Raw genomic sequence first — 15,276 nt, forward strand, 5'->3', positions numbered from 1 at the left:
CATCCTTATAAATCTTCTTTTTCTTTAGATTTAATAATGCCACAGCAGGAATAGCACATATCGGTATATATTTCTACAGGAATATCCTTTTCCGCGGCTAACTTAAATATATGCTTTAAATTTGGATTATCAAAGGAGTCAACTAGTATTTTAAAGGGAATTCTTCTTAGAAGTACTCGTGTGGTTTCCCCAATTCCTGGCTTTATAAGATTAATATTATTGATGCCAAATTTATGTCTGATGCTTTCGATGTCGCGAAGTCCTTTGCAGTTTAAAGAATTACCATCAAACTCAATATCTGCGGCAACTTCTGTAACGTTTGGGTCATTCATTAGTTCATATAGATAATTATTATCTAGTTCATCGAAACAGTTACATATTTCATCTATATAGAAATTGGAAACATCAGCGGGCGTTAATTCTTTATAAAATTTTGTGCCGTGAAAATCATCACTGCAAATAAACTTATCATTAAGAACAGTCCTACTTACAAGACCCGAAACTGTAGAATTAAGACAAGCGCTTGGAATTAAAAAATCTTCTCTTGTACCATAAATGAGGGTACAATGAGCGGGGTCCGATAGTACGGCTAGGTCCGAATTCAAGGTTATATTAAACTCCTGCGAATATTCTTTGCAAGCTTTTGTTAATGTATGTTGAATAACCCCTTTACCTGTCCACCCATCAATGAATTGTATTTCTGCTGAGGGGTGATTCTTTAATATATACATAAGTGCATTTTTATCTATGCCTTTATCACGTATTATAGAAATACTGTAATGAGGAGCGGTTATATTATACTTAAACTGTATATATCTTTTAATTAATATGCCAATAGGTGTACCGGCTCTTGCAAGAGAGACTAAAACAATATTTTTACCTCTTTTAGCTATAATTTTCTCGCTTAATATAGAAACTAGAGAAGCTAATTTGTTTTTTGAATGCTCAAGGGTACTATAGAAAATATCCATGTATCCTTTTGAGGGAGTATATTCTATTGGTAACATTTCTGAATAGTGGATTCCACTTTGTATAGCATTTTCTCTAAATTCATTATCTTGCTCCACTATAAGGTGTGATATGTCTTTAAGAAGAAATACAACATCTTCCGTGCAGTAGCTTCCTGAAAAAATACATTTATTCATTTAAATACACCTCTTTTTTATATTATTTAAGAAACTTAAAAATTATCTGCTGTAATCAATTTAAAAGTGATTATACATTAGCATTTCCAGCATACAAATATAATGGATTTAGCATGAAAATAAGAGAAAATTCTATTTAATTCATCTTTCTTTTCTTTGGTTAAAGGCTTTTCAGAGAAGAAAAATACCTGGGTATAGAAATTATCAGGAATATTATAAAGGTAGTTAGTTATAGTGTCATCCTCAGGGCTTTGAAAAGCAATCTTATTTTTATTTCCATAAGAAGCTATATTTCTAGCATGAACGGGACTTCTTGTAGTGGAATGAAAATAGACATTATCCCCGAGCATCGAGCTTATACTACAAGGTAAATATATAAACTCCCCAGTTCCTATGCAAAGACAATTTCCAGTAGTTCTTTCTTTTATCAAAAATTTAGATATTGAATTGATTTCTTCAGAAATTTTCAAATTATCGCGAGAGGTAATTCCAAATCTACCAGTAGATTTATTATAGCCCTCAATACTTTGCGCTATTTGAAAAACACACTCTTTACTTGGGATTAGTTTAGTAGAATTTGGAGGGATGGTTATGTCGTCGCTAATAATATCTTTCGATTTACTGCACTTAATATCACCTTTTAATAAGGAACATACCCTGACATCTATGTTTTTTTCATCAATGAACATTTTATAACTATTAGCATCTCGCCAGTCTAAAATGGATATTATCCCAAAATATTTCCCGGGAAGGCATTTTATTAAATTTAATGCAGATTTACCTGTAGTAAGTTCATCGTCTATTAAAACTATATCAGAAAATTTATTAAAAAAATCACTTTCATAAGGGAAAAGCGAATGCTCTACTGCATGAGAATGTTCTTCATTAAAAAATAATGCAGGTTCTATAGAAGTTATTTTATCACGCGAAGTATGTATATAAGCCGCATTTGAGAAGTTTTGAAATACTGATTGAGCAAGACCTGTAGCTGTCTCTGCAAAACCTATAAAAAGGGTTTTGTTTGCAAGCCTTATGGGTGTGTTTAAAATATCGTGTAAACTGTGGAGATTAACAGAGGTATCCATGTTATGAGAGACATCTAATGAAATAAGCGTATCAACTAATTCAGTAGTAGGATAAAGCACTGTGTCCTCTCTTTCATTAATCCATAAACGAGCCAAAATTCCTCCAATAATTTTTAGAGTATCGGGAATCATTGGCATATGTTTTCCTATAACCTTACTTACAAATAAAAAATCCCTCTTTTTATTTTCTCTAGCGGACATTGTAAAAAGCTTTGAAGCTGGAATGTTACATTTATTTTCTTTTATATTAAGTGATATTTGTAGGCTATTATCTATATTGTAATGAAGTGATTGATTGTAATAATTCTCTGTGTGATTTTCCATCCTCTAATACCCCCATTATTTTAGCTTTTAGTAATGTTTCTTTAGCCCACATTTCATGGGGTTTTACCTCATTCATTTTATTGGAATAATTGCTCTTTATTACACCATCAAGTGATGAACTGATAATATTAACTGCATCTGTATAGTCTTCTTTAGAAACTACCATAAGAGAATTTACTACATTTACTTGAGTTGGATGTATAACAGTTTTACCAGTTAAGCCATTGGTTCTATCTAAAAGGGTTTCTTTAATAAGAACATTATTATGAAAATCTAAAACGTTGCTATAATATTCATAAACTACCCCAGAAATAACATAATCATCTCGTTTAAAGACATTTATTATATCACTAATACAGTCCTTTATTACGGCTAAATCGTATATGGTGAAATCTTTACCTCGACGAAGACTATATAATCCAGAAAAATCTGTTCCGCCAATTCGAATGTTTAAAACATATTCTTTATAAAAATCTAAGATATGTTTTACGCGAGTAAGTTCTTCTATTCGAGTTTCTTTATGAATTATGCTGGGGGTTTCGAGTATTGGCATTCCGTACAGGGTTCTTTTATTAGATATATTGTATTCTTTTAGTATAGAAAAGTATTTTTCTCCAAGTGTAAAATCAAATTTAGGGAAAATAAAACCACAAAGACCAATTAAAGAAGATTCATTAATCAACTTTTGAAGTTGACTAACATTTCGGACTCTGATAAAAATAAGGGGTAGACTATCGATAAAAGAAGAGTTATCTTTTAAAAGAAGGCCGATACTCTTAAATAGATTAATAATGTTAGTTTCAGCTTGTACAACTTGGTCTGAAGATACGGAATCTTCAAGACAAAGACTGATGGTGTGAGTACCCATTTTGTTACTTAAAAGAATGTCCTTAAGTAAATGTTCTCGCGTTGCTGGCATGTATAAACATGCGCCTAATGAATAGGATAACTCTTCCTTTGAGGAAAATAATCCGTAAATTGAAGGGGCTTTAAAGAAAATATCTTGTGAATTATTAATATTATTAAAATATCGCATAATTGTTCTCCATTTATTATAATAAATTAATCAGTAATTTAAAGATTATAAATAGTACTGATTGTGATACAAATTATAGCATATTTCTATACACAATTACATATTACACACAGAAATTACTGAATATAGAATAAATATAATTGATCTATTCGTTAATAAATCATTAACAACATTATGATATACTTTACACATAGAATTTTAAAAAATGGAAGTTTGCAAAAATACATAGAGTAAATAGTTAGAAATTCCGCTATATTTAAATTGAGAAAGGAGTCAACATACATGTTTAATTTTAGAAATCACCAAGAGCTTACTTGCATCGCCGAGGGAGATGGACATTTTTTTGCAAAAGTTGGTGCTATGGTGGCTTACACGGGTAATTTTACTCAAGAAAAAGTATTAGTAGATACAAATAACAATCAAAGCATATTCAAATCTGTTATGAATCTAGCTGCTAGAAAGCTGACAGGTGAGAATATTCCTATTATGAAAGTAAATGGACAGGGAAGTTATTATATGGCAGACAAAGCACAACATATTAGTATAATTACACTTCAGTCAGGTCAGAGTATAGGAGTTGAAGGAGAAAATTTACTTGCTTTTACGCAGGAGTGTAAATATGGAGTTAGATTTATGGGGTCAGGTGTAATATCTCAAAAGGGTATGTTTACATCAAATTTAACAGCTACTTCTAATAATGCGCAGGTAGTTATAACTACAAATGGAAACCCGATTATTCTAGAGTCTCCTTGCGTAGTAGATCCTGATGCAGTAGTATGCTGGACAGGCGCTGACCCTCATTTTAAAACGGATGTAAATTGGAAAACTTTTCTTGGGCAAACCTCTGGAGAATCCTATATGTTAGAATTTAATTCTCAGGGCGAAACTGTAATTATCCAGCCTTGTGAAAGAACTTCAGGATTAAATGTTGCAATAGATTAGGAGGTACGTGTTTGTGGCTATAATTATTGAAAGCAGTAATAAAAAAATAATATCTCAAAAGAGACAATATGGAAAATTAATTGTTGAGACCTCAATTATTCCCGAAAAAAAGGCAACTGTAGTAATGGGGCCAAATCAGAACACGAATAAGAATAATGCTGAAGGGTTAAACAATGTACATTCTAAAATTATTTCTGAGCCTAAAGTTAATGTCCCATTAAAGGTAAATAATATGGGGAAAAGAAAACTTGTGGATGTTACTAAAAGCATTAAATTAGCGAAAGGGCAGAAGTTAAGCTTAAATCAGAACGCTAAAAATCTTTCGAAATTAATAGTAACATTAGATTATAATATAATAAAAAATAGTTATAATGAGTTTGATTTAGATGTATCGGTATTTATGGTAGATATAAATGATAAAACAGCAGAGAAAGACTTTATTTTTTATGAAAACACTAAGAGCACTTGTGGCGGAATAGTAATTAAAAAGGATCATAATACTTCTCTTAAGGAAGCTTACAATGAGTGCATACAGCTAGATTTAAATCTAATACCACTTCGCATTCAAAAATTAGCGTTTACTGTAACCGTATATGAAGCAAATGAAAGGAAGCAAAACTTTGGGCAAGTATCAGATGGATATTTTAGAATTATAGCGGGTGACAATAAACAAGAAATTCTAAACTATAAATTTAATGAAAATTTATCTGTAGAAACAGCCATCGTAGTAGCTGAGATATATAGATATAAAAATGAATGGAAAATTAATTGCATAGGTAGTGGATTTAGAGGTGGGTTAGAAGCTTTGTGTAATAATTATGGGATCGATACGATTTAGGAATTGATTGTTAGCTTTGAAATTCCTAAATATCAACATTATATAACTTATATTTAAAATAAATAAGGGACTTTACTCAATAAGTCCCTTATTTGTTTTTTGAAGAAAATCATTTGAAATTAAAGATGTTAGAAAAGAATTTTTTTGCTTTTTCTTTGGTATATTTTTTTTCGTTTTTAAAATCAGGTAAGGATAAATTAAAATTAACTTCTTCTAATCTATGAGTATCATAAAATTTTTCCTGGATTTTTCCTTCTATGTTATTATAGCCAGTAGGAGTTAATATAGTAATGTCAAATCCAAATATGTTTAAAAAACATAATACAATGGAATCTTCATCGCTAAAAATACTTTCATTATTATCATAAATAACAAGTTTAGGTATTTTTGAAGGATAATCATACTGCTGAATTAGCTGTAGTATATTTTTATCAAGATTTAAGATGGTCATTAAAATCTTTAATTTGAACTCTTTATCTATAGTTTTTATTAGCATATCGGTTTTCATCAAATAATTTATTTTTTCTAAAATAGTATGTTGCAGGGAAGTTTTTAAATAAGAAAATTTGTAACAGTTATGATTTAGTAGTTTTTGTTTATCAATTAACCCAGTATTATCAAGTACAAAGGCTAAGGAGTATAAATCGGTTTTGGAGTAGGTTACTTTAGTAAAAGGAATTTCAGCTATAAATAATGTATTCTCTGATGATTTTAACTTAAAGAAATCAGTCCAGTATAAATTCAAATCGCTGTGTACACCGCTTATTTTCGCGAATAAGTTTGGCATATATACGGTGCTGTTCTCTACTTTAAATCCTGTACGCAAACTAGAAGGTTCATCCCATAAAATTTTCAGTTCATAAAAGGTAGTTTTTAACGTAGTAGGATGAGTTTCATATTCTTCAAATTGCCACGGTTTATAAAAGCCATCATCATCGGTATATAGTGTAGCCTCTAATTCCCTTGAGGCTTTTAGAGCAATAGTTTCTTGTCTTATGAGTAATTCTTCTTTTGGAAACTCTTTTAAATGGGCTTTATATGGGAGTTCAAAGCTTTTTGAAAATAGATCACTATATTCTGTAATCTCTAAAATCATATCACAGAAGGAATTTATATATATAATATCACAGCCTAATCTAGATAAAAAAATCAAGAATAAAAGCTCATGTTTTTTAATATCACCATAATATATAACTTTAGGATTAAAAATTTCATCAGACGAAGTATTTTCAAAGTCGAAATTCTTCATAAGGTTTGGAACAAATTCATAAACCCAAGAAAGTAATTTTAAAGAAAAATTTCTAACCTTGGACAGGTTTAAATTTTTTTCTTCCTTACAGTATAAATCTAATATATAGCTAAAACTATTTGCCATAGAGCAATTTAAAGTATGATTACTCGTGGGGAAAACTTTATGTTCTAGAAATAGAGCTGCAAGCTTCCTTGTGAGGGATACATCAAAAGGATCTACATACTGCCATATGTTTAAAGTACTGGTGATTAATTTAGGATTAGAGCGTATGGGTATAGAGTTTGTAAATCTTAAATATAAACCTTCGAAGATACTAAAGTTTTTGTCTAATCTAAATAGGTCATTATAATAATGATCTTCATTTTGCTTTATTCCTATATATCTATAAAAATATACTGGGATAAAAGCAGAAGAGCCACCTAAAAACCCAATTCTTTTATTGGCAGGAAGGGTTAAATCATCAAATATATTTATACTGCATTTAAGGATAATATTAATAGAATCTTTAAAGGTTATGTCTAAAGATGAATTTCTGTTTTCTACAACATGTTGTTTGTTTTGATTAATAGTTTTTTGAGATTCAATAGTACCCTCTCTTTTGGCTTTAGTATTAGTAAGGTTTGTTTTGAAATTAAGATCTATTAATGGTTCAGTTGTAGGTAAAATTATGAGTTTTGAATACATATTTTCTTTATCAATTTTGGAGAAATCCATATCGGATAGTGAATTAACATAAAGCACATCACAACCTAGCTTCGATAAGAATATTAAAAAATATATTTCATGTTTTTTTATCTCACCATAAAAAAGGACTTTAGGATTGATAATATCTTTTTCAATTTTAGGGTTATAATCAGAGTTTTGGAATAATTTTGGAACAAATTCTCCAATCCATCCTAAAAATTTAACAGCAAAATTCTTGATTACAGTTTCAGTAACATTAGGTTTATTTGCTAAATAAAGATCTAAGGTTTCGTCAAAACTACTTTCAATATAATCATCGAGGAAGTTGTTTTTTATGTTCGGCAGTAGTCCTTTAGTTTTAAGAATACTAATTAAAGTATTTCTTTGGAGTGGATTGGAACTAAGAAGTCCATCCCAGGGTATTTGTAATATAGAGGTAGATAAAATTGTCATTGGTATTCCTGAGGTGAATTTTAAATATGAGCTTTGAAGTGAAGTCAGCTCATCGTTTAGTTTATGTAAATTCTCATAATAGAGTTCTTTATTTTCACAAGAGCCAATATATCTATAAAAATAAATAGGTATATTAGGTGATTTCGATCTAATAAACCCAGGACGTTTATTTACAGGAACAAATATATCTTTAAATAAATTTTGTGATTCTAAAATAGATGTACTTATCTGTTTTCTAGTATTAATCAAAGTTTAACCCCCAATCTTATTTCTAGATCTATAGTACCGACTGATATAGATTTAGAAAATAAAATTAAATTTATATAAAGAAATTTAATAATAAAATGAGATTTTATTTATTAAAAATAATATACAGTTATTATAACTAGTTTATCATTTAATGTATAAAAACACTATAAAACTCTAAGGCTAATAATAGAAATACGAAAGGAAATAAAGAATACTATAAACATACTAAGACAGAGAGGATGTTATAAATTGAAAATAAATGAATCACTAGTATGCCCAAAATGTAATAGTAAAAACTTCGAAATAAAACATGAGGCAACTTATCTCTATACATATAAAATAGATACAGTAAATATAAATATAGATGATGAAGGAGCAGAAAATCTTCCGTTTTTATTTGATAATAGAGAACAGACTTGTTTCAAGGAATTTATAGAATGTAATCAGTGTGGCACCAAATATCCTTGCTGCTTTGATAAAGACAATCAAACTGTAGATTTGACTATAATGAAAAAGGCAATAAGAGCAGACAATGTAAAAAAACCTGAGTTCCTTGGGTGAAGATCCAGGGTCAACTTTTATAATTTGTATATATAGGAACATATCATGTGAAATGCGCTTCAAATAATGTATATTTTTGGGGCACACTAATATAGCTATTGAAATATACATATAATAAATATAAAATATAAACTATTTAGGAAGTGAGGGTTATGATATATTTCAATAATGTTCCAAGATATTCTTATAATATTATAAACACTTATCCACATGATGTTAATGCTTTTACCGAGGGGCTAGTATATGAAGATGGGCTTCTTTATGAAAGCACCGGAAGAATTAATGAATCCACACTACGTAAAGTAGATTTGCAAACAGGAGAGATTTTAAAGTTACACAAATTAGATAGAAATTATTTTGGCGAAGGAATTACACTTTATAATGATAAGATTTTTCAGCTAACATGGAAATCTAATGTGGGATTTATTTATGATAAAGATACTTTTAATTTAATTAATAAATTTTACTATAATACAGAGGGGTGGGGAATCACTCACAACGATGAGCATTTAATTATGAGTGATGGTACAGATGAAATATATTTTTTAAATCCCCAAAATTTTAAAAAGGTGTATAGTATTAAAGTACATGATGAATTTAAGCCTATTAAAAAACTAAATGAATTGGAGTTTATTAAAGGGGAAATTTATGCGAATGTATGGAAATGTGATAAAATTGCTAGAATTTGTCCACATAGCGGGAAAATAACTGGATGGATAGAGCTTAAAGGACTGCTAAGTCCTAAAGAATGTAAAAGAGCAGGTACACTGAATGGAATAACGTATGATAAAAAAAATAATCGCACTTTTGTAACTGGAAAGATGTGGCCTAAGATATTTGAAATAAAATTAATTTAGAGATGTGTTAATTTGTTAATATAGCTGGAGATGGGGAAATTAAAAGTTACTCAGAGATGATGAATGAAGCTCAGGCTATAGCAACAAAACGTATGGCAGTAAAAGCTGAAGGTTTGAGTGCTGATGGTGTCATTAACATAAGATATGCAACTAGCGCAGAGGTTATTGCTTATGGAACTGCGGTAAAATGTAAATAGTAATAAATTATAAATATTACAAAAATAACTTTAGAAAAACACTGTAATAGTTAGTTACAGTGTTTTTCTAAAGTTAATCTTTTTTGAACAATATTTAGTTTTCTCTTTGTTATAGTAAAACTATATTCTCTTCTATACAATCGGTTATCATTTCATCTGGCCATATTGAGGAGTGAACTTCACCAATATGAGCCTTGTTTAGGAAATACATACACATTCTAGATTGGCCTATGCCACCACCCATAGTATATGGGAGCTTACCTTCCAGTAACATCCTATGGAATTCTAATGTACAACGTTTCTCACAACCTGATAATGCAAGTTGATCTTTTAGCGCTATTTCATCAACTCTTATTCCCATAGAGGAAAGTTCAAAGGCTTTTTCTAGTATTGGATACCAGAATACGATATCTCCATTAAGTGACCAATCATCATAGTCGGGAGCTCTACCATCGTGCTTTTCGCCAGATTTTAGGTCGCCACCAATTTGCATTATAAATACTGCAAGTTTTTCTTTGCATATGGCATCTTCCCTTTCTTTTGGAGTAAGAGAAGGGTACATATCCTCTAGTTCTTGTGTAGTTATAAAGAATATTTTTTCAGGTAAAAATTGGTCTATTTCAGGATATAGTTTGTTGATATGATCCTCAGTATCTTTAAAAACTGCATAAATACTAGTTACAATTTCTTTTAATTTATCTAAAGTTCTTTCTTTTTTAAGAATAACCTTTTCCCAATCCCATTGGTCCACATATATGGAGTGAAGGTTATCTAAATCTTCATCGCGTCTTATAGCATTCATATCAGTATATAGACCTTCTCCTGACTCAAAATTATATCTATATAAAGCCATTCGTTTCCATTTAGCTAAAGAATGTACGATTTCGATAGGTGTATCATGCATGGCTTTCATATCAAAGGAAACAGCACGTTCAGTACCGCTTAGGTTATCATTTAAACCGGTGCTAGACTTTACGAAAAGAGGAGCTGAGACCCTGGTAAGAGCTAACTCTTTTGATAGCCTGTTTTCAAAATAATCTTTTAATTGTTTAATAGCAATTTCCGTATGCTTTAATCCGAGAAGTGGATTGTATCCATTGGGAATTGCAAGTCCTTTTTTGTAAGTTATCATAAATAAAACCTCCTAGTAATGTTGTGATTTTTTTTGTAATGATTATAATGGTCGTGCTAAATAATTTTCAAAATTTAAACAAAAAACAAAAAACCTTCATCCTAGTTTCTAGGACGAAAGGTTAGACTTCCGTGGTACCACCTAAATTAGCTGAAAAAGCTCACTCATAATCAGTACGGAAACAAATCTTCGATACTGCCCTATAAATAACGGTTAGGCTCCGTCCATACCTAATTTCACAAGGATTTCAGTTGGAAACTCAGAGATGTTATTCAACATAGGCTTTGTATGGAACTTACACTATAATCCACTCGCTTTAACTACTTCCTACATTTACTCTTCTCGTCACAGTTTTTAGATAAATAACTTTAAATCATTTTAACTTGCAAGATGAAATTTGTCAACCTGCAAAAATAAATGTTTGGTTTTACAGGGTACTTCTCTATGTTAAAGGACTGTAACCATTACGTGCTGTTACTAAAGTCTCTAAAGATATTGTTATTGACAAGTATATTTAATTAAATCATAATTGAAGTGTTAATAAAGGGAAGTTAGTGAAATAATTGAGGGGTGTGTATATGAAGAAAAAACATATAGATTGGATTTTGGTTATAGGGTGGATGATATTAATATTTTTGTTTTCTAGCCAAGTTGGAGAAGTATCAAGTGGAAATAATAAATTAGTTGCATCTGTATTCAACTTACTTGGATTAGATTTAAATAGCATATTTGGGACTTTGAGTGATTTTATAGTTAGAAAAGCAGCTCATTTCACTGAATATTTTATTTTATATTTTCTGTTATATAGAGCTATAAATACAAAGAAGAATCTAGACATTAAAGTTTTTATTAAGGTTATATTGATTGTGTTTTTATATGCATGCTCAGATGAGTTTCATCAAGCTTTTGTTCCGGGAAGAGGACCTGCCTTTCGAGATGTGCTAATAGATACTTGTGGAGGCCTTGCCGCATTCTTGACGATGTATATTTGTGTCACATTTAAAGAAAAATTAGCTTCTTCGAAAAAAGACCTGACTAAATTTAAATAAAATTTTGCTCCGATAGCTAATCAACTGCTCGCTTGATTAGCTATCGGAGCTTTTACATTTAAGATATTCACTTAATACCAGACAAACCAACATTAATTGATGTGTTACAAAAATTATTTCTAAGGGGTAGGGTTAAGGTTAAGGTGAGAGTAAGAAGGTCTTTATTTATAAATTAAAAGGAGATATATATTTCATGGAATATAGTAAATATAGTTTAGTAAAAGAATTATCGCCCATTATAATTACTAAATATAAATTAACCAATGAAATAAGGTTATAATAGGGGGAGATGATAAACTTTGAGTTATCCATTTGATTGCATAACCGAGTTAACAAATGAATCTAAGTAAATAATATAATCTTATAGTTATGAGAAATCACAGAGAAAACATATATTAATAGTGCATTTATAAATCCAAATTGAAATAGGGCAGGTAAATAAAATGGAATTAATAAAAGAGATATATGAAAAGGATATTGGTTACAACTATGAGGATATAGGTATTAGTTATAAGCTCAGGAAAGCATCAAGATCGATAGTATTAAATGATTCACGGAAAATAGCTTTATTATATGTATCAAAGAATAACTACCACAAATTGCCGGGCGGAGGAATTGAAGCAGGCGAAGATCGAAATATTGCTTTAGATCGCGAGGTTAAGGAAGAAGCAGGGGTTAATATTGATATTTTAGGTGAAGTAGGTACAATAATAGAATATAAAAATATGCAAAAATTACTGCAAATATCATACTGCTTCTATTCTAAAGTTAAAGGATGTATTAAACAACCATCATTTACAGATGAGGAAATAGATAATGGATTTCAATTAAAATGGGTTGCATTAGATGAAGCTATACTTATTCTTGAGAATGATACACCGGATAATTACATTGGTAAATTCATTCAAATAAGAGATTTATTGTTTCTGAAAAAGGCGGAAGGCATTTTAAAGAGGAAAAATATATAATAATTGTTAGATATTTGGTATTATCTTATCATAGTAAGAGGGTGGGTTAAAATGAAAATATATATAACAAGACATGGGGAAACAGAATGGAATAGAGAAGGTAGAATGCAGGGATGGAAGGATTCTAATTTAACTGAAAAGGGGATTGATAATGCTAAAAAGCTCGGCGTAAGTTTAGAAGATATAGATTTTGATTATATTTATTGTAGCCCGCTGGGAAGGGCTGTTGATACAGCGAAGTACATTAGAGGAAATAAGGATACAGAAATAATTAAAATTGAATCTTTAAAAGAAATGGGATTTGGTATATGGGAAGGCATGGATCAAGAAAAAGTAAAAGAACTATATCCCTTGCAGCAGTTTAATTTCTGGAATAAGCCTTATTTGTATCAACCTGTAGAGGGCGAAGGCTTTGATCAATTGATTAATAGAGTAAAAAAAGTATTGTATGACATTGCGAGTAATACTATTGGTGAAAACATTTTAATAGTATCACATACACTTGTAATAAAGGCAATCTATTCAATAATCAAGAATTATTCTCTTGATGGATTTTGGAATAAACCATTTATGTATGATACATGTTTAACTGTATTAGAAGTTGAAGATGAGAAAATCGAAATTATTTTAGAGGCTGATATTTCACATTTAAATTAAGGATATGAATAAGAAAACAGCATATGTAGTGATATAATTTTTAATATAAGAATATAAATTATAGTTTAAGGGAGTGAAAATTATGAAAGTGTCTCAAATAATGACTCCAGGACCCACGGAGGTAAGAGAGAACGTCAGGATGGCCAGAGCTCTAGCTACTACTAATCCAGATTTAGATTTACAGTTTTATGAATTTTACAAAGAAACTTGTGAGGAAATAGGTCGGTTCTTAAAAACTAATAACGAAGTTAGAATATTAAGTGGTGAGGGGATTTTAAGTCTTGAGGCTGCATGTGCATCTCTTACTGAAAATGATGATAGGGTATTGGTAATTGATAATGGAATATTTGGAGAAGGATTTGCTGATTTTGTTAAGATGTACGGTGGAGAAGCGGTTTTTTTTAAAGGGAATAGGAAATGTAAGATAGATATAACAGAACTTGAAAAATTTCTTGAAAAAGATCATGACTTTAAATATGCTACGGTAGTACATTGTGATACGCCGTCAGGAGTTTTAAATGACATAGGTAAAATATGTAATCTGTTAAAGGAAAAGGGTATATTAACGGTGGTAGATAGTGTAGCGGCTATGGGTGGAGAAGATATAAGAGTAGATGAATGGAAAATAGATATAGCATTAGGTGCTTCACAGAAATGCGTTTCTGCTCCAGCGGGGCTCACTTTTTTAAGTATCAGTGAAGATGCATTTAAATTAATGCAGCAGAGAAAAAAACCAATAGCTTCTTACTATTGTAATTTACTTCTATGGAAGGATTACTACGAAAACAAATGGTTTCCATATACACCACCAATAAGTGATATCGTTGGACTAAGACAGGCTATCGATAATATACTGGATGATGAAGAGATAATTTTTAGGCATAATTCTATTGGTAAAGCTACAAGAAAAGCTGTAATGGAAGCAGGCCTTAATTTATATATTGAAGAGGGATATTCTAATACGGTAACAGTTATAGAAATACCTGAGGCTATAAATGATAAACAACTATTAAAACATATGGTTGACGAATTTAATGTATTTATAGCTGGCTCATTCGGATATCTACAGGGGAAAGTAATAAGAATAGGACATATGGGAGAAAATGCGAAAAAGGATAAAGTAGCATATACTTTACTTGCATTACAATACTCATTAAAAGCACTAGGTTTTGAGTGTGAAAAAAATATGGCTGAAGTTTTTTTAAATGAAGTATAATTAAATAATCCATTTTTAAAACAAACATAATAATAGGTATAAGATGTAGAATAAATTATAAGCCGGTGAGGAATGACGGCTGGACTAAAGTCAAACCATAAAATTCTTATATCTATATTCTAGATTTAATCTAGATCTAATGATATTCCAAAACAGGGAGTAGATATTGAAAAGGGGGGGGTAGCCTATATTAATTTGAATATGAAAATGATGCTGTTGTATATGGCTTAATGGCATTAAAAGATTAAATACAATGTAATTTGAGGACGTTATAGATAAGAACAAAGTATACTAATCCTAGTGTATCAGTGTGAAAAAGATTTGATAATTAGTAGTATAATGAAGGATATTGAGTATAATTGCCATATTTAGCGAATTGGCGTGAATGTGTAATAGGTGTACATGATAGAATACTCCTTGTCATCGCGAATGAGTAACGATAAAGGTGAAGATTGATAAATTAACATTTAACACTTTAAAAATACAATTTAAAAATGTTAAAAAAGTTGTTGACAAAACAAACAATACCTAGTATAATAGTAAAAGTCGTAAGTTGATGGCAAAGTAAATTGGTCTTTGAAAATTAAACAGAGAAATAGGTAAAGATAGCGAAATAATATTTCGTTAAACC

The 15,276-nt window shown here is 30.2% G+C and carries 14 protein-coding genes and 1 other annotated feature; of the genes, 9 read left to right on the forward strand and 5 right to left on the reverse strand.

The window, feature by feature from the left end; translation table 11 throughout:
- Positions 1-5: 5 nt before the first annotated feature.
- From ACWJKS_RS19135 to ACWJKS_RS19145, 3 genes are all read right to left on the reverse strand, one after another.
- Positions 6-1,145, reverse strand: coding sequence for a cysteine protease StiP family protein (locus ACWJKS_RS19135; protein ID WP_462960190.1), 1,140 nt, complete (start codon positions 1,143-1,145; stop codon positions 6-8).
- A gap of 77 nt (positions 1,146-1,222) precedes the next feature.
- Entirely contained in the window at positions 1,223-2,554 is a 1,332-nt protein-coding gene (locus tag ACWJKS_RS19140; protein ID WP_462960191.1) for a phosphoribosyltransferase domain-containing protein, read from the reverse strand.
- Entirely contained in the window at positions 2,499-3,590 is a 1,092-nt protein-coding gene (locus ACWJKS_RS19145) for an HpcH/HpaI aldolase/citrate lyase family protein (protein ID WP_462960192.1), read from the reverse strand. Before ACWJKS_RS19145 ends, ACWJKS_RS19140 begins: the two co-directional genes overlap by 56 nt.
- 282 nt (positions 3,591-3,872) lie before the next feature.
- Between ACWJKS_RS19145 and ACWJKS_RS19150 the strand changes: the two genes are divergently transcribed.
- Positions 3,873-4,532, forward strand: coding sequence for an AIM24 family protein (locus ACWJKS_RS19150; RefSeq protein ID WP_165413746.1), 660 nt, complete (start codon positions 3,873-3,875; stop codon positions 4,530-4,532).
- 13 nt (positions 4,533-4,545) lie between these two features.
- Entirely contained in the window at positions 4,546-5,370 is an 825-nt protein-coding gene (locus tag ACWJKS_RS19155; RefSeq protein ID WP_462960194.1) for a TerD family protein, read from the forward strand.
- Between the two features lie 109 nt (positions 5,371-5,479).
- On the opposite strand, the gene ACWJKS_RS19160 is transcribed toward ACWJKS_RS19155, so the two are convergent.
- Positions 5,480-8,008, reverse strand: coding sequence for a YceG family protein (locus ACWJKS_RS19160; RefSeq protein ID WP_462960195.1), 2,529 nt, complete (start codon positions 8,006-8,008; stop codon positions 5,480-5,482).
- A 249-nt stretch (positions 8,009-8,257) separates the two neighbouring features.
- Here ACWJKS_RS19160 and ACWJKS_RS19165 point away from each other — a divergent pair, with 249 nt between their 5' ends.
- From ACWJKS_RS19165 to ACWJKS_RS19175, 3 genes are all read left to right on the forward strand, one after another.
- Positions 8,258-8,569, forward strand: coding sequence for a hypothetical protein (locus tag ACWJKS_RS19165; RefSeq protein ID WP_216304206.1), 312 nt, complete (start codon positions 8,258-8,260; stop codon positions 8,567-8,569).
- Between the two features lie 152 nt (positions 8,570-8,721).
- Positions 8,722-9,426: a glutaminyl-peptide cyclotransferase gene (locus ACWJKS_RS19170; protein ID WP_216304207.1), complete on the forward strand. Its 705-nt coding sequence runs from the start codon at positions 8,722-8,724 to the stop codon at positions 9,424-9,426.
- A gap of 20 nt (positions 9,427-9,446) precedes the next feature.
- Complete coding sequence (locus tag ACWJKS_RS19175) at positions 9,447-9,623, forward strand: YbjQ family protein (RefSeq protein WP_462961098.1); 177 nt, start codon at positions 9,447-9,449, stop codon at positions 9,621-9,623.
- Between the two features lie 109 nt (positions 9,624-9,732).
- On the opposite strand, the gene asnA is transcribed toward ACWJKS_RS19175, so the two are convergent.
- Positions 9,733-10,755 carry an aspartate--ammonia ligase gene (asnA, locus tag ACWJKS_RS19180; RefSeq protein WP_462960196.1) on the reverse strand — a complete coding sequence of 341 codons (1,023 nt, stop codon included), beginning with the start codon at positions 10,753-10,755 and terminating at the stop codon, positions 9,733-9,735.
- Positions 10,756-10,861: 106 nt separating this feature from the next.
- Positions 10,862-11,113, reverse strand: a binding site (T-box leader).
- A gap of 220 nt (positions 11,114-11,333) precedes the next feature.
- On the opposite strand from asnA, the gene ACWJKS_RS19185 reads away from it, so the two are divergent.
- The 4 genes from ACWJKS_RS19185 to ACWJKS_RS19200 all read left to right on the forward strand — a co-directional run bounded on the left by ACWJKS_RS19185 (position 11,334) and on the right by ACWJKS_RS19200 (position 14,645).
- On the forward strand, positions 11,334-11,804 hold the full coding sequence (locus ACWJKS_RS19185) for a VanZ family protein (protein ID WP_220287423.1): 471 nt from the start codon (positions 11,334-11,336) through the stop codon (positions 11,802-11,804).
- A gap of 443 nt (positions 11,805-12,247) precedes the next feature.
- The gene (locus tag ACWJKS_RS19190; protein ID WP_462960197.1) at positions 12,248-12,772 is read left to right on the forward strand and encodes an NUDIX domain-containing protein; all 525 of its coding nucleotides are present in this window, start codon (positions 12,248-12,250) and stop codon (positions 12,770-12,772) included.
- Between the two features lie 51 nt (positions 12,773-12,823).
- On the forward strand, positions 12,824-13,429 hold the full coding sequence (locus tag ACWJKS_RS19195; protein ID WP_462960198.1) for a histidine phosphatase family protein: 606 nt from the start codon (positions 12,824-12,826) through the stop codon (positions 13,427-13,429).
- An 82-nt stretch (positions 13,430-13,511) separates the two neighbouring features.
- Positions 13,512-14,645, forward strand: coding sequence for a pyridoxal-phosphate-dependent aminotransferase family protein (locus tag ACWJKS_RS19200; RefSeq protein WP_462960199.1), 1,134 nt, complete (start codon positions 13,512-13,514; stop codon positions 14,643-14,645).
- The last annotated feature ends 631 nt before the right edge of the window (positions 14,646-15,276 follow it).

This window comes from Clostridium sp. CM038 (assembly GCF_055081105.1).